The 18,467-nt window shown below is 60.6% G+C and carries 18 protein-coding genes and 1 pseudogene; 8 read left to right on the forward strand and 11 right to left on the reverse strand.

From position 1 onward, the window contains the following. Both EH240_RS35070 and EH240_RS35080 read left to right on the forward strand, forming a co-directional pair. Positions 1–973 (forward strand): IS256 family transposase (locus EH240_RS35070; protein WP_125006937.1); only part of this gene is annotated, 973 nt, incomplete at its 5' end. 670 nt (positions 974–1,643) lie between these two features. Then, positions 1,644–2,754 (forward strand): annotated as a pseudogene (locus EH240_RS35080) (IS630 family transposase); the annotation flags it as partial. Positions 2,755–3,521: 767 nt separating this feature from the next. Here EH240_RS35080 and EH240_RS35085 read toward each other — a convergent pair. After that, on the reverse strand, positions 3,522–3,674 hold the full coding sequence (locus EH240_RS35085) for a hypothetical protein (RefSeq protein ID WP_245436674.1): 153 nt from the start codon (positions 3,672–3,674) through the stop codon (positions 3,522–3,524). 150 nt (positions 3,675–3,824) lie between these two features. Continuing rightward, positions 3,825–4,364 (reverse strand): J domain-containing protein, encoded by a 540-nt coding sequence (locus EH240_RS35090; RefSeq protein WP_125006938.1) that lies wholly within the window; start codon positions 4,362–4,364, stop codon positions 3,825–3,827. A gap of 37 nt (positions 4,365–4,401) precedes the next feature. Between EH240_RS35090 and EH240_RS35095 the strand changes: the two genes are divergently transcribed. Beyond that, the gene (locus EH240_RS35095) at positions 4,402–5,208 is read left to right on the forward strand and encodes an ATP-dependent DNA ligase (RefSeq protein ID WP_342634124.1); all 807 of its coding nucleotides are present in this window, start codon (positions 4,402–4,404) and stop codon (positions 5,206–5,208) included. A gap of 512 nt (positions 5,209–5,720) precedes the next feature. Here the strand turns inward: EH240_RS35095 and EH240_RS35100 are convergent. Further along, entirely contained in the window at positions 5,721–5,978 is a 258-nt protein-coding gene (locus tag EH240_RS35100) for a hypothetical protein (protein WP_125006939.1), read from the reverse strand. Positions 5,979–6,123: 145 nt separating this feature from the next. Further along, on the reverse strand, positions 6,124–6,258 hold the full coding sequence (locus tag EH240_RS39980) for a hypothetical protein (RefSeq protein WP_342634125.1): 135 nt from the start codon (positions 6,256–6,258) through the stop codon (positions 6,124–6,126). Between the two features lie 586 nt (positions 6,259–6,844). Here EH240_RS39980 and EH240_RS35110 point away from each other — a divergent pair. Both EH240_RS35110 and EH240_RS35115 read left to right on the forward strand, forming a co-directional pair. Beyond that, entirely contained in the window at positions 6,845–7,276 is a 432-nt protein-coding gene (locus EH240_RS35110; RefSeq protein ID WP_125006940.1) for a redoxin domain-containing protein, read from the forward strand. 721 nt (positions 7,277–7,997) lie between these two features. Next, positions 7,998–9,281: a cystathionine gamma-synthase family protein gene (locus EH240_RS35115; protein ID WP_125006941.1), complete on the forward strand. Its 1,284-nt coding sequence runs from the start codon at positions 7,998–8,000 to the stop codon at positions 9,279–9,281. A 419-nt stretch (positions 9,282–9,700) separates the two neighbouring features. On the opposite strand, the gene EH240_RS35120 is transcribed toward EH240_RS35115, so the two are convergent. The 6 genes from EH240_RS35120 to EH240_RS35145 form a co-directional block, all read right to left on the reverse strand. After that, positions 9,701–10,246, reverse strand: coding sequence for a hypothetical protein (locus EH240_RS35120; protein WP_125006942.1), 546 nt, complete (start codon positions 10,244–10,246; stop codon positions 9,701–9,703). Positions 10,247–10,740: 494 nt separating this feature from the next. Next, positions 10,741–11,550, reverse strand: coding sequence for an ABC transporter permease (locus tag EH240_RS35125; protein ID WP_125006943.1), 810 nt, complete (start codon positions 11,548–11,550; stop codon positions 10,741–10,743). Beyond that, a complete protein-coding gene (locus EH240_RS35130) occupies positions 11,550–12,419 on the reverse strand; it encodes an ABC transporter permease (RefSeq protein WP_245436675.1) in 870 nt (289 codons plus the stop codon). The genes EH240_RS35125 and EH240_RS35130 overlap by 1 nt, the downstream gene beginning before the upstream one ends. A gap of 3 nt (positions 12,420–12,422) precedes the next feature. Continuing rightward, positions 12,423–13,514, reverse strand: a complete 1,092-nt coding sequence (locus tag EH240_RS35135) for an ABC transporter ATP-binding protein (protein WP_167484304.1) — start codon at positions 13,512–13,514, stop codon at positions 12,423–12,425. 97 nt (positions 13,515–13,611) lie between these two features. Next, on the reverse strand, positions 13,612–14,760 hold the full coding sequence (locus EH240_RS35140; protein ID WP_125006945.1) for an ABC transporter substrate-binding protein: 1,149 nt from the start codon (positions 14,758–14,760) through the stop codon (positions 13,612–13,614). A gap of 85 nt (positions 14,761–14,845) precedes the next feature. After that, a complete protein-coding gene (locus tag EH240_RS35145; protein WP_125006946.1) occupies positions 14,846–16,123 on the reverse strand; it encodes an aspartate aminotransferase family protein in 1,278 nt (425 codons plus the stop codon). A gap of 147 nt (positions 16,124–16,270) precedes the next feature. Between EH240_RS35145 and EH240_RS35150 the strand changes: the two genes are divergently transcribed. Together EH240_RS35150 and EH240_RS35155 are read left to right on the forward strand one after the other, a co-directional pair. Next, positions 16,271–17,173, forward strand: coding sequence for a LysR family transcriptional regulator (locus EH240_RS35150; protein WP_125006947.1), 903 nt, complete (start codon positions 16,271–16,273; stop codon positions 17,171–17,173). 199 nt (positions 17,174–17,372) lie between these two features. Beyond that, on the forward strand, positions 17,373–17,639 hold the full coding sequence (locus EH240_RS35155) for a hypothetical protein (RefSeq protein WP_125006948.1): 267 nt from the start codon (positions 17,373–17,375) through the stop codon (positions 17,637–17,639). Positions 17,640–17,792: 153 nt separating this feature from the next. Here EH240_RS35155 and EH240_RS35160 read toward each other — a convergent pair whose 3' ends face one another. Then, the gene (locus EH240_RS35160) at positions 17,793–18,242 is read right to left on the reverse strand and encodes a DUF3363 domain-containing protein (RefSeq protein WP_245436676.1); all 450 of its coding nucleotides are present in this window, start codon (positions 18,240–18,242) and stop codon (positions 17,793–17,795) included. Positions 18,243–18,322: 80 nt separating this feature from the next. Between EH240_RS35160 and EH240_RS39490 the strand changes: the two genes are divergently transcribed. Next, a partial coding sequence (locus EH240_RS39490; RefSeq protein ID WP_245436677.1) for a DUF1612 domain-containing protein occupies positions 18,323–18,467 on the forward strand: 145 nt, incomplete at its 3' end.

Here is an 18,467-nt window from a genome sequence, read left to right on the forward strand (position 1 = left end):
AAAGCTGAGGAAGGGCTCCTACTTCCCCAGCTTCCTGGAGCCGCGTCGCATGGCCGAGAAGGCGCTCACCGCGGTCATCCAGGAGGCCTACGTGCAGGGCATCTCGACGCGCTCGGTCGACGACCTGGTCAAGGCGATGGGCGCGAGCGGCGTCTCCAAAAGCCAGGTGAGCCGGCTCTGCGAGGAGATCGACGGCAAGGTGAAGGCCTTTCTCGAGCGGCCGATCGAGGGCGATTGGCCATATCTGTGGATCGACGCCACCTACCTGAAGGTGCGCCGCGGCGGCCGCATCGTCTCGGTCGCCGTCATCATCGCTGTCGGCGTCAACGCGGACGGCCGCCGCGAGGTGCTCGGCATGGAGGTCGGCACCTCGGAGGCCGAGCCGATCTGGACCGAGTTCCTGCGCAAGCTGACCCGTCGCGGCCTGCGCGGCGTCAAGCTTGTCGTCTCCGATGCTCATGAGGGCCTCAAGGCCGCCGTCACCAAGGTGCTCAGCGCCACATGGCAGCGCTGCCGGGTCCACTTCATGCGAAACGTGCTGGCGCACGCCGGCAAGAGCGGCCGCAGGGTCGTCTCGACCTTCATCGCCACCGCCTTCGCCCAGGAGACGCCCGAGGCTGCCAGCGCCCAATGGCGTGCCGTCGCCGACCAGATCCGGCCGAAGGTGCCGAAGCTGGCGACAATCATGGACGAGGCCGAGCCCGACGTGCTGGCCTACATGACCTTCCCCAAGGAGCACCGCGCCAAGCTGCACTTGACCAACCCCATCGAGCGTCTCAACGGCGAGATCAAGCGGCGCACCGAGGTCGTCGGCATCTTCCCCAATGACGATGCCATTGTCCGTCTCGTCGGCGCGTTGCTGCTTGAACAGAATGATGAATGGGCCGTGCAGCGGGCGCGCTACATGACTCTTGAGACCATCAGCCAGATGAGCGATGATCCGCTCATCAGCCTGCCGGCAGTGGCGCGCTGATCAATTCCGGCCCATGCCGGAGAGCACGGCGACAATGCCGTCAGCTACACCACTCCAGTGGGCACGATCGACAAAAGTCATGAGGCTCGATCCTACTCCGTCCCGCTAGTAGGCCAGCTTGAACCTGATTCATTCCAAATTGCCGCACTGAGATCTGGAATCAATTCATCTCAAGTGCGCTCACGCGACATATAAACTGCCACGACTTCAGTCACGACGCCTCATGAATTTTAGTATTATTTCAGGCTACTTTGCCGCCATCCGAATGAGTAATCGATCAGACAAAAGGGTTAGCAAGCGTGGACCTGCTCTACGCGGACGAACTCCGGCAGGATTGCCGAAACAGAGCAGAGGCCGCATAGGACCGAGGTTCTCGAGGACTTTGTGTCGAGGATCGAGGTTCTCTTCGCTTGGTCGATTCGACGTCCATCAGGTCATCGAAATTCCGGACGCGGTCCGCGTCGAGATGGAAGCTATCAAATGGTGGGATGAGTTTCCTTCGTGAGCGGCCTTCGATGCGGCGCATTTGCGGCACCCGCTACCCGCTCACCCCACCACAGTTTCTTTGGGCCGCCGCTTGCTACTAGTTGCTTACTAGTTGCCCGCTTCAACTAATTTGAAAGGATTTAGTGATTCGCTTTTGACGTCACTATTGGCGGCGGAGGGAATCATGGCGGCGAAGGAGATTTCGGTAAAGCGATATGTGGTGCGATTAAGCGCGGATGAGCGTGAGCAGCTCGAAGCGCTTATCAGCAAGGGAAAGAGCCTTGCGCAACGGCTGCTGAAGGCGCGGATCTTGTTGAAGGCCGACGTCTCGGAAGCCGGTGAAGGCTGGAGTGACAGCCGGATTGTCGAGGCTCTGGAGACCAGCGTTTCGATGGTTTACCGGGTGCGCAAGCAACTGGTGGAAGAGGGCCTTGAGGCGGTGTTGAGCCGCAAGCAACGGGCGACGCCGGCCGTACCGTCGATCTTTGACGGCGAGAAGGAGGCCAAACTGATTGCCTTGGCTTGCTCTAAACCGCCCAAGGGACGCACGCGCTGGACGTTGCGGTTACTGGAGAACAAGGTCGTGGAACTCGGCATCGTCGAGCGCGCCAGCGACTCAACGATCGGGCGGACGCTTAAAAAAACGCTCTCAAACCGCATCGGCGGCAATGCTGGGTCATTCCGCCAAAGGCGAACAGTGCGTTCGTAGCGGCGATGGAAGATATCCTGGCCGTGTACACGCGGCCGCACGATCCCGATTGCCCGCTGGTTTGCCTGGACGAGACCTCAAAGCAACTGCTTGCCGAAACGCGCGTGCCGATCCCGATGAAAGCGGGACGCCCGGCCCGCTTCGATTACGAGTACGAGCGCCACGGCACCGCCAACCTCTTCATGATGTTTGCTCCGCTCGAGGGCTGGCGCCGAGTCAAGGTCACGGATCGCCACACCGCCGTGGATTATGTCACGTCTTGAAGGATCTGGCCGATATCCACTTCCCGCGTGCCCGCACCATCGTTCTGGTCCAGGACAATCTCAACATCCACAGCAAGGCGTCACTCTACGAGGCCTTTCCGGCCGCCGAAGCCAGGCGGCTGGTCGAACGCTTCGAATGGCACTACACCCCCAAGCACGGCAGTTGGCTCGATCTGGCAGAGTCCGAACTCGGCGTCCTATCGTCCCAGTGCCTCGATCGCCGCATTCCCGACAAGCAAACCCTCATCGACCAAGTCGCCGCCTGGGAGCAGGAGCGAAACGCCAATCACACCAAGGCCAACTGGCACTTCACAACCTCCAATCGCCCCTGTGCCGTTCGAAAGCAGGCGACGGCTGATTGTCTGCGGTCGCACAGAAGAGTCCATTCCGAAGTTTGGGTGGAACCCTTCCGGGGTGGTAGCGTTTCCGCCGGGCGAAAGAGTTCCTCCTATGGCCGACGAACCCGACAAGCCCAGAGCGATGAACAGCCCGGTAGTGCAACGCTTGGTTAAAGAAACGGGCGTTACCTTCGAACAGGCTCGCGACCTTGTGAGTCTTTTGGGCAGTGTCAATTGGGCGTCGCTCTTGCGAGAAGCCAAGTTGCTGATCCGAGGCCGCTAAAATTCAAACTGAACCACAATCGCGATTCCGTCTGAGCGCGGGCTCGGGCGCGGGAGCGGCGAAATTCAGGCCAGCCGGAGGCGCCAGGACGCGCGGGACGCTTCGGCGGTGTAGACCAGCGGCGGCAAAGAACGCGCGCTGGCCGGACTACTAGCGGCCCAGCGGCCAAGGGCGGGGGGCTTGGGGTTTGACTGCGGGGCTATCGATTGGAGGCATGGTCGGGCACGGTCTGCGAAACTCTAAGCCGCTTGAAATCTTCGATGCGATGGATAGCCCGGCCTGCAGGGTTCGGCACTCGAAATCAGGCCGGGCTACGCTCCGTCCAAGTGGCGGGGACGGAGCGCACTTAGAATGTTCTTTAGCCAATCGACGCGCAAGCCCGTTCCTAAGCTCGCATTCTCCGCCTCCTAGAAGCGAACTCGCGTCTTCTCCGCTGCCTTCTTAGCGATCTCGGTGCGGCGCTCCGGTGTCATGTTGGCGGCGCGCTTCCGCCCTTCGAACCAAGCTCTTTGGCGGTGGCGTTCTTGCCGTCGTCGGCTTCCTCGCCAGGGGCAATCCGCATGAAGCGAACCGCGTTGCCGATCACGTCGGCGGGCTTCTGGCCTTTAGGTCCGGTTAGCATCGGCGCGTTGCTCCGTGCCCTCTTACAGATATCATCCAATTTTTCGCGGACCCGGTCGTTGTCAAACAGCAGCTTGGCACGCGGGAATCCTGCTTCGGCGCTGTAGGAGAGCAGCGACAGAAACGCGCGCGGCCGGGGGCTTCAGAAGCCTCAGTGAGTGTGCTCCAGTAGTCTGGTCACCGCGGCCTCACGAGGATGTTCGGAGTTCGCGCGATCAATACCGTCCACGGTGATGGCGAACATTCCGTTTTCGATCCTTGCTATCCAGCCCTTTGCCTTCAGATACCAGAGATGAAACTCCAGATGCTCACGCGGGCAGCCCGACAGGCGCTCGAGTTCTTCATCGCCGATGCCGGGATTGTTGACGTCTTGTCGACGTTTCACATAAAGAAGCGACCGCAGCTTGGCCTGGACGACGACGTCCCGTTCAAGCCCCTTGGCGTCGCTGGCTTCCTCGGTCAGCTCGCGGCGAAGGCTCAAATGGTCTTTATACTGGACATCGTATTGGGCGCGTTTGACCGGATCTTTGAGCGTGTTATGGGCTTCTACGATTTCGCTGAAGCGTGATTCATTGCCGGTATCCCGATTGTCGGGATGGTAGCGCATGGCAAAATAACGGAATATCCGTTCAATCGTTTCCGAGTTGGCTCGCGGACTGATCTCTAACAGTTCGTAGTAATCTATGAACAAGGTGTTCCCCCGATAACACGCGGAGCAGGATGTTATATTGCTCGGGGCCACGCAATGGCGACCGAAGGCCCAATGCATCGCGCAGAAGGTCCGACGATGCTTAAAATTGTCTGGAACGACTGAAGACGCGGATGGCGGGGCTCCCAAGCGGCCCGGCAGCCAACCAGTCTTCGGGGGAAGTGGTGAGCCGCCGGGCCATGGGAACACCTGTGACCACTGGGTAGCCACCCAACTCGTCAAGGATGCTGACGGCATCCGCCTCTACACGAAGACCGGGATCGACTGGACGGCCAAATATCGGCCCCTTGCGGCAGAAGCCGCGGCGCTCAAGGCGGCGAACTTCATCATCGAGGGCGAGACGATCGTCACCAACGAGGCGGGGCTTTCAGACTTCCACGCGTTGCGCTGGGCCATCACCAGGCGCCCGCAAGACCTCTATTTCGTCGCGTTCGACCTGCTGCATCTCAACGGCCACGAGCTGCGCGACATGCCCCTGAAGGACCGCCGCGAGATTCTGCACGCGCTGATTCCCGACGGTGGGCGCATCCAATTCAGCGAAGCCCTGCCGGGCACCGGCGATGCCGTCTACCACCTGGCCTGCGAAGCTGGCTTGGAGGGCGTCGTTTCGAAGCGGCTGGACAGCGTCTACCGCAGTGGCCCGACGATGAACTGGCGCAAGATCAAGTGCTTCGTCGAGAAGGAAATGGACATCATCGGCGTGCAGCGCGAGCCGGGGAAGCCGGCGATGGTGCTGATAGCCGATCAAGGCCGTTATATGGGCGGCGCCTTCGTCACCTTCAAAGTTGACAAGCGGCAGCCAGCTATGGGACCGCGTTCAGGGTAAGGTCGGCGCTCCACCCCCGAAAGGGCTTGCGAAGGAAAAGGCCGAGTGGCTGAGGCCAGGCCTCGTAGGCCGGGTGAAGTTCCTGAGAGGCGAGGAGAAGCTCCGCCACGCCTCGCTTAAGGACTTCCACGAAGAACATTAACTGTTGCTAATGTGTTACAGCGCGCCGCGTCATGCGTCTATAAGCTGGCGTGCGTTGGCTGGATTCATAGGCGGACCGTCCAGCGAATGTCGGTCAAATGAGGGCACCTGTGAAGAAGACCTACGAGAAGCCTACTCTTGCAAGGCGAGAAAAGCTGAGCGTTGTTACTGCCCGGCCGCCTTCGTCGCTGGCTGGGTAGGCGAAACACGGGAGCGGCCCGGTAGCCTTGGTCAGTTTGGGCGATCAAAGGCCGCCGGGCCTAACCGGCGGGATAGCTAAGGGGACTTGTGCTAAGGGCACCGGCTGTCGATGAATATACGCTCCTGCTAAAATATCCGGGCGCATACATAAGGCGAAGTCTTCCACCTCTTTAGAGTGCCTTTCCCGCGCGGATCATCGCCCTCGCAATTGCCAACTCGGCCTCGACCTTGGCGTTTTCCTTTTGCGTCATGTTGTCGGCCGCGATCAGCCGGCGGAGGGAGCGCATCACTTCTTCGCGCTGCCAGCCGGCCTCCAACATGCAATCGACAATGGCTTGAAAGCCGGGCTCCATCGCCTCTTGGCAGTCTATCTCTCGGTCGGCGTACTCGCGCTCATGCTCTTTGGTGCCGTGATCATGCGTTGCCATCCACAGCGCTCTCCTCGTCGAGGGAATACGGCACCGGCAGATAGGCGTTGGCGATCAGCCAATCACCCACGATCGTTCTTACGAGCTCTGTTTTCGACTGGCCTATCTCAACCGCCAAGCCGGAAAGGGATTCCTCGACGTTCGGCTATAGGGCAAGCCCGGTCACATTCCTGAGCATAAGTGCTGCCCGTCGAAGCATGATCTGCAAATCCGCGCGGGAGATTTCAGCGATTTGATCGGCCGCCGCCTCAAGTTCGCTGAAAATGGTCATGCGGGACATCAATGCCTCCATCACAGATAGCGCTCGCCTTCGCCGCGGTGCTCAAAGCAGAACCAGTGCGGCGCCTGCTTCGGCTTGGCGAAACCCCAACCGGCATCCTTGCTGCAGCCGTCGTGCTCGCAAACGTGGTGCTGCACACCGGGCGGGGTCGCGTATTCGGGTCGCGGCAGTCTGATTTCTTCGCTCAAAGGCAACAGTGAACGAAATGAGAACAAAAGAGTCAAGCGGCCCCTTGACCGGACAGGAATATGTTCACAATTCGAATGCATGCCCGAGCAACCGGAAAAGTGGCCGCGAGGAGCCGCCTGGACCCTGACGCATGCCCATGATGCCGGGCAGGTGGCGGGCATCCGCTGCGCCCGCTGCAATCTCACGCGCTATTATAAGCCGCTCGAGTTGCGCGAGGTCATCGGCAACGTCACGATCGACGAGGTAAGGGAGAAGGTTCGCTGCCAGCAGTGCAAGAGCCGGGAGTGGATGAGAGCTCAGCTATTCCACCCAGCCGGAGAGCAGGCCCACACGATCCGCTTCCGGCGCCTTATAGAAATCCGGTAGGAGAAGCGGATGGTATGGAGGGACGAGTAGGATGCCAATCTACAACCATCCCGACACCGACACCGACAAAACTCGTTACCAATACAGCGCTCAGATCGCCGGTAGCGGGGCCGGGTGGCGGGATGGAAGGTTGGCGTTCTTCGCGCTGCCGGTTCTTGAGGGCCACCGGGTCGGGGACAAAATTGTGGTCAAAAATAAGGACATCAGTGCCAAGAGGATTGCGGACATCAGTGGCAAGGACCAGCTTGGAAATGACGTCACGCTTAGCAAGTACAGCAACGGCCAGGATTGGATCCTGATCGACATCTGCGCACAGTGGTGTGGCCCTTGCAATTTCGCCGCTCAAAAGATGCGCGACTTCCTTGACAGCATCAACGGCACCAAGGGCAGGGCTACCGCCAATACAGTGCCGTTACCGAAATCGTTTGCTAAACGCCGTTTCCTGGCCGCTGTGCGTGTTTAGATTCAGCTCGTTTCAACCATGCTTGCGACGTTCTTGTTGAACCTTGCCCGTTAGGCCTCGCAAACGGCAAGAATCGCGCACTCCTTCACCGCCGTCGCGGACAACCCAAATAGCCTATCAGCATGCCTGAAATTTCGCATACCGGACTGCTCTCCCGCAAAATCTCTGACCTCTGCCGTCTCCGTTTGGAGCCGATCGTGTCTCCTGCTGAGAGTACGCGGATTAGAGAATTTCTCCTCGGGCTGATCGCACGGTCTCAAATGCCTCCGCGAAAACCCCGCGGATATGACTGGAGAGAAATCGCCATCCATGCGGCCTCGACGATCACACGATGCGAGCGGCCAGGACCACGATCGAGCGCGCGTTGGACGCGATCGTCCGCAGCATGAAAGACTCGTCGAAGCCGGCAATTGGAGCTTCCAGCCGCGCCAGCCCAGAACGTCCTCGGCGACGCCAGCCACAGCAGGCGGAAGCCTCGCACGGTCGGAGCGCGAATCTGCGGTAGACCGGCAGAAGCCTGGCATTAAACCGCGTGCTATCGAGGAGTTCCCCAAAAAGAGATCGGACCGACCGGCCCGCTTCTAGTCCAACAGCATCCTCGCGCGAGCCCACCATCGCGTGCCAGATCTGTCTGGGACCAAAGACCCGCGTGGATTAGCAAGAGACTGGTGTTGGTTCTTCCTCTAATTTTGGTCTGAAGAACCTGACCGGAGGAATCGCCATGACAGCCCCACGTCCGTCCAAAACGCATATCGGAAATCATCGGCTGCATCCGGAAACGTTGATGTTGAGCTACGGCTTCGACCCTCAGCTGTCAGAAGGTGCGGTCAAGCCGCCGGTGTTCCTCACCTCGACATTCGTGTTCCGATCTGCCGAAGAGGGGCGCGACTTCTTCGATTTCGCCTCTGGACGCAAGGAACCGGCGAGCGGAACCGGAGCCGGGCTGGTCTACTCCCGCTTCAATCATCCCAACAGCGAAATCGTCGAGGATCGCCTGGCAATATATGAAGGGGCCGAGGCCTGCATCCTGTTCTCGTCCGGCATGTCGGCCATCGCTACCACCCTGCTTGCCTTCGCCCGCCCGGGTGACGTCATCGTGCATTCGCAACCGCTTTATGGCGGTACTGAAACTCTGCTGGCCAAAACCCTGGCCAATTTTGGCGTCGGCGCTGTAGGTTTCGCCGATGGTGTCGATGAATCAGCCATTCGCGCGGCGGCCGATGAAGGTTGCAGGAATGGTCGCGTATCGGTCATCTTCATCGAAACGCCTTCCAACCCGACCAACACGTTGGTCGATTTCATGGCTGTCGGCCGCATCGCCGACGAGATCGCCGCCAAACAGGGCGAGCGCCCGGTCGTTGTGTGCGACAATACTTTGCTTGGACCGGTGTTTCAGCGTCCGCTTGACCACGGCGTTGACGTTTCCGTCTACTCCCTGACCAAATATGTCGGTGGCCATTCCGATCTGATCGCCGGCGCGGCACTTGGCAGCAAGGTCGTCGCCAAATCGATAAAGGCGCTCAGGGGGGCGATCGGCACGCAGCTCGATCCGCACTCGTGCTGGATGCTCGGCCGCTCGCTGGAAACGCTGAGCATTCGCATGGAGAAAGCCAACGCCAATGCCCGTATCGTCGCCGAATTCCTGGCCGACCACCCGAAGGTCGCAAGGGTGGCCTATTTGCCATTCCTCGGCGACGACACTGCGGCCGCAGGGGTATTCAGGACGCAATGCACGGGCGCCGGATCGACGTTCTCGTTCGACATCCGCGGTGGTCAGGCCGCGGCGTTCGCGTTCCTCAACGCGCTTCAGATATTGAAACTTGCCGTCAGTCTTGGCGGCACGGAATCGCTTGCTAGCCACCCTGCCGCCATGACCCATTCGGGTGTGCCCAAAGACGTTCGGGAACGAATCGGCGTTCTAGAGTCGACGATAAGGCTGTCGATCGGCGTCGAGCACCCCGACGACCTTGTTGCCGATATAACCCAGGCGCTTGCCCTCGCCTGAATTCCCCAGATTTCTGGTGGGCGGACTGGCGTCCATCGTGTCGCGATTTGGCGCGTCTAGGGGGTCACCTTGAACCCACCCGCGGTTTTTTGACCGGGGAGGGGGTCATGGCCGCTGAAAAAGGCGCGGCCGCTCCCCCGACGCTCCCCGCGACCAGTCCAGCACTGGCAAGACGCCCGCACCGACAGGCTTTGCTGGCCGGCACCCTAACGCTTGCAGGAGTATGCTGCCTAAGGCCGATTCAAAGAGACGCCGGGGGAGATACTAAGCTCGCTCTGCCTATGAAGTATCCATCCGGCGGAGGACGCCTTGCCAAGTTCATGTCGGAAGTTGACGCTCTGCTCCCCGAACCTGGATGGCGAAGTAGAGCTGGTCGCCAGCGAATGCCGGTGCGCGATGGCGGCCAGTTGGTCTGAGCGTTATCTCTTCATGCACTGCCCGGAGCCGCCGGGATCGCAGACTTCTCCTACACCGCAATCGAAATCGCGTGTGCAGGCGGGCGGCGACAAGGGCGGGGCGAGGACGATATAAGGCGTATGGACCCTGTCGCCAGGCGGCACGAAAGCCGGCGCTCGCTCGCCTGCGTCACCGAGCGTGCGGATATAGAGATAGAGCGACTTCTTGTCCTCATCGCTCATAGCCCGTACATTATACTGTGGCATCGGTGGATAAGTCCCAAGGCCTCGAAGATATGAAACGAAGCCGTCGGCTGTGAGGTCGACGGCCGTCAGCCGCAGGTTTGCCGCATAGCTGGTTCCCCACGGTCCCTGAAAGCCGAGTGCATTTCCCTTGAGAGCCTTGGCCGGATCAATCTTGCCGCCACTTTCGCTATATCCTTCGGTGTGGCAATCGTGGCAGCCGCCGATGATGGAGATGTAGAGTCCTCGCTCGACCGAAGGTTCCCCTGCCGCCGGCGTGGCATTGAGAGCAAGCGCGGCAATGCACATCAACCAATATGCACGCATCGCATTCCCCTTCCTTGGTCGAGCGATGTCCATCAGATGACCGGCTTGTTGGGACTGAGTCTGTCGCAAACTCGTACCGGTTGCAACACCGGGTGATGATAGTTCTTGTCGTCTACGCGCTTCAATTCTATGACTGACCCGACCTCCTCGACTTCGCCGGCGTCGACCCCATACGCGCGAAGATGTCGCGCAGCTCCTGGCGCACCTGTACAGGAACGGGCACCGAACCGCGGCGCAGTTGAACGCCGCACTTAGCCCCGCGATCCTTCAGGCGCGTTTCGGGTAGCCCGCGGCGCCCCCACCTAGCAAATACCCTCATCAGCGCGTCCCTCGGATGTTGCGGTCAATTCTATTGCACGGCGCGGCCAGCCGAAAATCCCTCCCAAGAAGGAAGGAATACGACTATGGCACGGGGACTTCCGCGAACAAGGCTGGTTTGATCAGAAGCGGTCGAATGAGTTGAGTTGGCAGGAAGCAGTCCAACATTCCCTCCGCTACTCCACAGACAGCTGCCTGTCCGATCGGGCGACAAAATAAAGGACGATAATCGCAGCAAAAACCAGGATGTTGATGATCGAGGAAAGTGCGTAAAGCTCCGGTTTGACGCCATAGCGCAGAGCGCCCCAGGCGACCGACGGCATCGTTGGGGTAGCGCCCAGCAGGTAGAATGAGATGTCCAGGCCATTGAGCGACAGCACGAAGGCAACGATCAGGCTGCTAAGGATCCCCGACCAGGTTAGCGGCAGCATCACCTCGAAAAAGACGCGGACCGGCGAGGCGCCGCAAACAACCGCCGCCTCGTTCATCCGCCAGTCGTACCGGTAGAGCAGGGCGGCCATGATGAGGAAGCAGAACGAGAAGCAGTGCACCGAATTGGCGATGATGGCTGTGACCATGTTTCCCTGCAGCTCGAACGCGAGATAGTAGAGCGACATGGACGAGATGCCGAGCAGGATCTCGGACACGAACAGCGGCCCGGCAAAGAACGCGGCATAGACGAGCGCCTTACGGCCGGCAAAGCGCAGCACCCCGACCGTTGCCAGGAAGCCCAGCACCGTCGAAAGGATCGACGTGCACGTCGCGATGATCAGGCTGTTGAGGAAGGCGCTCTGATAGACGGTATTGGTGTAGAGCCTGATGTAGCTCCCATAGTCGAACTCCGGAGGATAGGGAAAGTTTGGCCGGCTCGACAGCGAGGCGAACAGGATGTGGACGATCGGCATGTAGAGGAAGCCATAGGCCGCCACCAGGATTGCGGCCATCAGCCATTTGGTCAGCCTTTCGTTGCTCGCCTGTGCGTACATCACAGCCGTCCCATTCCTGTGAAGCCCGTCCGTCGCAGATCGATGCCGAGGCTGAACACGCCAAGCACCGCCATCGAAAACAGGAACAGCACAACGCCCATGGCCGCGCCGAGAGCCCACGTGCCGGACTCGCCGAACTGCTGCGCGATCGACATCCCATAGAGTACGCCGCTCGGGCCTCCGAGAAAGCGAGGGGCCAGGGACGCGGACAGTGTGGGAATGAAGCAGAGCAAGAATCCCACAATTGTTCCTGACAGATTGAGTGGCCACACGATCTCGCAAAACACCTGGAAGCGATTGGCGCCACAGGAACTCGCTGCGCTGGTCAGACGGAAATCGAAATTCAGGAGCGACAAATAGACTGTCGTCACAACCATCGGCAGGTAGAGATAAACAAGTGCGATGAAGGTTGCCCAGTTCGAATACATGATAAATCGCAGCGGAGCGGAGCCTATTTTCAAAAGCACCCCGTTGACCAGGCCTGTCGGCCCCAGCATGCCTTGCAGGGAGATAAGGCGCAGGACCTCGCCGGAGAGGAAGGGCACGGCAAGCAGCAGGGAAAGGATCAGCTTGTAACGACCACCGTGGCGTACGATGAAGAAGGCGATCGGCCAGGAAACGGCGACCGAAAAGATCGAGACGCCGATTGCTAGGAACAGCGACCGCACAAAGAAGACGAAGTAGGCGGGCTCGGTCGCCAGGGTCACATAGTTCGTCGCGGACCATTCGCGCACGATCTTGTAGTTTTCGGTCTGCCAGAAGCTGAGGATGACCAGTGCGATCAGAGGCAGGACGAAGAACAGGACCAGGAAGATGGCGGGCACATGCAGGAACAGCCGCCTGTTCCACCGGTTGTCGGGATCGGCCACGGCTTACCTCCCTGCCGGAAAGACGTGGCACGCAGCTGGGTCCCACGACAGCGACAGCTTGGTGCCGAGTACCGCCTGGTCCGATGTCTTCGGCTTAACCGCAATGATGCGCTCGGCCGCTTCGGTCTCGAGGATATATTCGACAAAAGGCCCGCGTAGCACGATGTCGGCGATGGTGCACGCAATGCCGGTTGCGACGGCCGTCCAGGGCGAAAGCTGAAAGCGCTCGTTCTTGACGAAGACTTCTGCGCGGACGTCGCCCTTGCGCTCGAAGGCGCCGCTATAGGGGAAGGCGTAGTTGTAGTGCTGCAGCTCGATCTGCCCCGTCGCCGGATTGTATGCGCCGTCGAAGCGCGTTGATTTGCCCACGAACCGCGCGACGAAAGGTGTCGGAGGATGGTCGTAGATCGTCTGCCGCTCGCCGAGCGCTTCCAGCCTGCCGCCGTTGATGACGGCGACGCGATCGCTCATCGACAGTGCCTCCTCCTGATTGTGGGTGACGTAGACGAAAGGGATGCCGAGCTGCTTCTGATAGCGGCGGATCTCGACTTCCATCTCGTTGCGCAGCTCGCGGTCGAGATTGGCGAGCGGCTCGTCGAGCAACAGCAGCGTTGGGTGGGTGACGAGACCCCGGCCGAGCGCGACACGTTGCTGCTGACCGCCGGACAATTGGTTGGGATAGCGATCCATGAGCCCGCGCAGCGACAGGATTGCCTCCGCCCAGTCGAGCCGTTCGAGAATCTTTTGCTGCGGCTGGTTGGTCATGCGCAGCGGAAAGGCGAGGTTTTCACGCACGGTTCGGTGCGGAAACAGCAGGAATTCCTGGAAGACCATGCCGATGCCGCGCTTGTACGGCGGCAGATCGGTGACGTCGATGCCGTCGAAGAAGATGCGGCCCGTGCTCGGCCGGTCGAGTCCGGCGATCAGCCGAAGCAGCGTGCTCTTGCCGGACCCGCTGGGACCAAGGATGGCGATGAATTCGTGCTTGGCGATGTCGATGGACAGGTCGTGCAGGGCACGGACCTGGCCGTATTGGCGCGACACGCCGGCAATGCGGATATAGGGCGTAGCAACGCCGTCGAGGCTCGCGTTCATGGATGCTGACCTGAATATCTGGGCATCGGTCCCTCTGGCGGGATCATGCCCGCCAGAGGATACAGCCGTCGCCTGGGAGCTGGGAACGGACTTTGGATCAGGCTGCCTGGACATTCGACCACACCCGTTCCCATTTCTCGGGCGACGAGGGTTGGTCGAACATGAACAGGTCGGCGATCTCGCTCGACCGGTCCATCAGGTAAAGCTTGCGGTCTTCCTCGCTGGAGATCGACCTGAGGTCGATGGTGGTCGAGCAGCCGGCGGTTTCGCCAATGCGCTTCATCACCTCGGCCGATATCATGCGGTCGATGAAGCGGTTGCACAGCTCGAGCCTGGGTCCGTCCTCGACGCCTGACGTCACCAGCCAGGTGTCCACCCAGCCGAGGCCGCCTTCCTTCATCTTCAGCGCGTGGCGGAAATCCTCCTTGGGATTGCCGTCCTTGGCGGTAAGCAACTGGCGGAACACCTGTGCGAACTCGGTTGCCGCCACCACGGCACCGCTCTGCAGCAGTTGGAACAGCGTCGGGTTGTCCTGATAGCGGGTGAGCAGCAGCGCCTTCTGCTCGACCAGCAGTTTTTGGATCTCGCCAAGTTCCTCGTCGGTCAGCACATAGGGGTTGAACGGCTTGCCGTCCGGACGCGGCTTGTCGCGCGAGCCGAGGCGATCCGTGACCAGCAGTGCTGCCAGCGCGATGTTTTCCTCGAAACGCGCGCTGGTCGACAGCCGGCCAGAGAGCGCGGGATCGAACATGCACGCGATTGTATCGGTCTTTTCCGGCTCCACCGCTGCTGCGTCGTAAGTGATGCCGTAGGCGCCCCAGCAGAACGGATAGCCTATCTTGGCGCCCGATGCGGCGTCGGTCAGCACCTTGAAATTCTCGGGCTTGAATTCCGGCAGGTAGCTGGTTGCGCTCGGCACGTGCGCATAGTCGACGGAGCGGATGAGCTCCTCGCGGAAATAGAGCTGCGGCCAGAAGCCGTCGGCCTGGACGAGATCGAACTCCTTGGCGCCGCCGACGCGCAGCTTGTTATAGGCCTCGGAGTTGCCGTCGAAGAAGGTGGCGACGAACTTGACGTTGTTGTCCTGCTCGAACTTCGACACCACGTCGGGCAGCACATAGGCCTCCCACATGAGCGCGCGCACCGTTTGCGCCTGTGCCCAGGATGGCCGGATGAACGGCATGGACAGCGCCGCGCCGGCGCCGGCTGCGAGGACGGAGCGCCTGTTGATGGTGGTTCTTTGCATTATGATCCTCTTTCGAACGTTAGTATCTTCGTACTAATTTGAGTCGTCTCGTCGCGACGGCGTGGCCGCCGTCGGGCGGGTTCGGTCATGCGATGCCCTCGGCCTCGATCGAGCCCAGGACGTCATCGAGCACGTCGAGCGCATGCGACATGTCCTCATGCGTGCAGTCGAGCGGAGGCTTGACCTTGATGAGGTTGCCGAGGCCGGCGTAGCGGCTCTCGCCAAACAGCACGCCTTTCTCGACGCCACGGCGATAGACCTCCGAGGCCGCCTTCAGTGCCGGCTCCTTGGTCGCCCGGTCCTTGACCAGCTCAAGCGAGACGAACAGGCCCGGTCCCCTGATGTCGCCGATCAGCTTGCGCCGCTCGGCCATTTCCGTCAGCCGCTGCGTTGCGTAGGCGCCACGGTCGCGCGCCTTGCCGCACAGGTCGTCGGCGATGATCGCATCGATGGTGGCGACGGCGGCAGCCATGGCGACCGGGAATTGGCCGAAGGTCAGCGCATCCTCGCCGGATTCGAAGCCCTTCAGCCGCTCGCTGGCCATGATGCCGGCCAGCGGGAAGCCGCCGCCAATACCCTTGCCGAACGTCATGATGTCGGGCACGACACCAAAATAGTCGGAGGCGAACATCGCCCCGGTGCGGCCGAAGCAGCTCTGGATCTCGTCCCAGATCAGGATGATGTCGTGGCGGTCGCAGATCTCGCGTACGCCCCTGAGAAAGGACAGCGGCAAGTCGATATGGCCGCCATTGCCGGGGATCGGCTCCATCATGATCGCCACCACGCCGCCGTCGACGCCCTTGTGGATCGTCTCTTCCAGCAATTGCAGGCACAGCCTCGATTCCATCTCCACGTCCATGCCTAGCCGCGGCCGGTAGGGGTCGGGATGCGGCACGCGGGCGAAGCGCGGCTGGATCGGCAGGAACGGATTGTTCGGATGCGGCCAACTCGCCGCCATCGTGGTCAGCGAACGCCCGTGATAGGCGTCCTGCAGCACGATGATGTTGTGGCGTCCAGGCTTGTTCTTGAAGGCGAGCTTCATCGCCATTTCCACCGCCAGGCTGCCGTGCAGGCAGTAGCCGATGCGGTTGAGGTCGCCGGGCGAGATTTCGCGCAGCTTCGCGGTGAGCTCAAGCATCGCCACCGTATTGAAATTCGGGCGGGCATGCGTGATTTCGCGCAACTGGGCGATCGCGGCCTCCACGACCCTGGGGTCGTTGGCACCGAGATTGTTCGACCAGGCTTGCGAGGTGCAGTCGAGATATTTGCGGCCCTGGTCATCCCAGACATAGGAGCCTTTGGCGCGCACCAAGGTGAGCTTGGATTTGTCGCCTTCCAGGGGGTCATGGATCAGCGATCGCATGCCGCGCTCCATGACGCGTTGAATCTGGGAGACGTCTGTACGGCTAATATTCATGGCTCACCTCAACTCATTGGCCTGCCTCGTGATTATTCATGCGGACCGATTGACAACAAGGACGAATGGCTGAACGATTAATTGGTGTCGCTTATGAATATACAGATCCGGCATATTCGCGCCTTCATCGCCGTGGCGGATGAGAGGAGCTTTGCGCGCGCCGCCGAACGGCTGAACGTCTCGCAGCCGGCGCTGTCGCAGACCATCATTCAGTTCGAGGGCACGCTTGGCTTTCCGGTGTTCGAGCGCACCACCCGCAGCGTGACCCTGACCCAGTCCGGAGAGCGGCTGCTTGCGAGGGCGCGGACGCTGAACCAGGACATCGATGCGTTCCAGGGCGAAGCGAGGGCGCTCCAGCTTGCCTTGAAGAACAGATTGCGCGTCGGCTACATGATCGGTACCGCCGTTCAGTTCATTCCGGCGATCATTCGCGAGTTCGAGCGAATTCGCCCGGGTGCTTCATTGGATCTGCAGGAGTTTGATTTCTCGGATCCGACAGCGGGCTTGCGGGACGGCAAGGTCGATTGCGGCATCATTCGGCCACCGGTCGATCTCGACGACATCGAGATTGTCGCAATCGCGCGCGAGAAATGCGTCGTATGCCTGCCAACGGGGCACCGCCTCGCTCTGCAGGAAACGGTCGAACTCGATGACATACTCGACGAGCCGATCGTCGCCGCTCCGGTGCCGGGCGTATGGCGCGACTACTGGTTGGCCAACGACTACCGCGTCAACCGACCGGCGAAGGTGGTGTTCGAGGCGGCCACGGTCGAATCCGAGCTTCAGGCGGTCGCCTCCGGCCGCGGCATAAGCATCACAGCGGACAGCACCGCGCAATACTACGCGCGGCCAGGCGTGGTCTTCAGGCAGATCGTCGACATGCGCGAATGCGTCATCGCCATTGGCTACCGGGGCCAACCGAACAGACTGGTCGCTGATTTCATTTCGGTTGTTAATCGCGTTTCTCAAGGCAGCCATATCCAAGTTGGCGCTTAGCGCAGAGCTATCGGATATGAAGGGTATGCCCTGGGGAAGGCAACCCGAAGCGTATGGAGACGTTCCAAGCTCATTTTGGCAGTGATGTGCTCTTCGAGATCAAGTCAGCAGGGCTCGCGTTAATGAAATTATTGTGAATAACTACGCTTGAGGAGAGACGGATCTATCTATATTGCAAAGCGGGTAACGAGAATTAGCCATGTCTAAAGTACCAAACGCTAAAAGATTACTTGCCGAAGAGAATCCAAGAGGTTTCACTCGGAAAGAAGCAAAGGATAGGATGACGCGAGAAAACTGGGGCGAAAAGCATCCGGCTCTCGAGCAGCCCATCGCAACCATAATGGATAAGACCACCGACGATATCGCCGCCATCCTAAGCGCTGGCGACAAGTTCCTAATCGACATTCGCATAGCGGTCTGGATGTGCTTCGCGGTGTTGTGCGTGATCGCTTGGCGTGTCTGGTGATCAGCGCCGGCCGAGGCCGTGCCCAGCATCGACACCAGGGCCGCACCGGCAAGACGGTCAACCGCAGGTTGCCCGAAACCGCTCGTTGGGTGCTTAACGCCGTTTGTCGGATTGGCGACAGCCAGAAAATGATGTAGCCGGCCCCGTGGCCGGTCAACTCCTCGAACAAGACTGCCCACGCTCAGCTATATCGAAGCTCTGGCGGTTGCTCGCGTGGCAACAAGCTTTTCCATTCCGGTCAATTCTTGCGGGCCGCAAGCTCAGGTGTTCCACCCTTGGCCCAGCCGAGCCGGCGTACATGCGATCGGATGAAGGCGTCAGGATCGCCCTTGATGCGCTCGATCTGGGACCGAGTCGCTTCCAGATGCTCGCTCGGCCGGTAGATGCCGCCGTGCTCGGCCGCATGTCGCGGATGTTGAGATCGGCCGCACGGGGTTCCGCTTTTGACGTGACCGGCTCGAGGGCGACGATGTGGCCGCGCCTCACTTCGTCGAGCTTTGCGTCGTCGCTTGTCTCGACATAGTGGGTGCGTCCATCAACGCCGTCGACGACGACATAGAGCCCGCCATCTAGCCCGTCGCCGGCAAGCCCCTTGTCGAGCACCCGGGGGCGCTACCGGGCGTGGGGGATCCTTTAAGACTCCCGTCTGTGCGGCAGTACTTGTCTCGCCACCGATCTCGGCCGTGCTGGCCGCGGCGATCGCCTGGGAGGCCTGGCAGGACATCGAACCGCTGCAGCATCAGCATTGGCTCGGCCCGCTGCTGGTCGCCGCGCTACTGCGCCAGCACGGCAAGGTCGTCTCGCATCTTTTTTGCCTCAATGCCGGAT

It is taken from the genome of Mesorhizobium tamadayense (assembly GCF_003863365.1).
GTDB classification, from domain to species: domain Bacteria; phylum Pseudomonadota; class Alphaproteobacteria; order Rhizobiales; family Rhizobiaceae; genus Mesorhizobium; species Mesorhizobium tamadayense.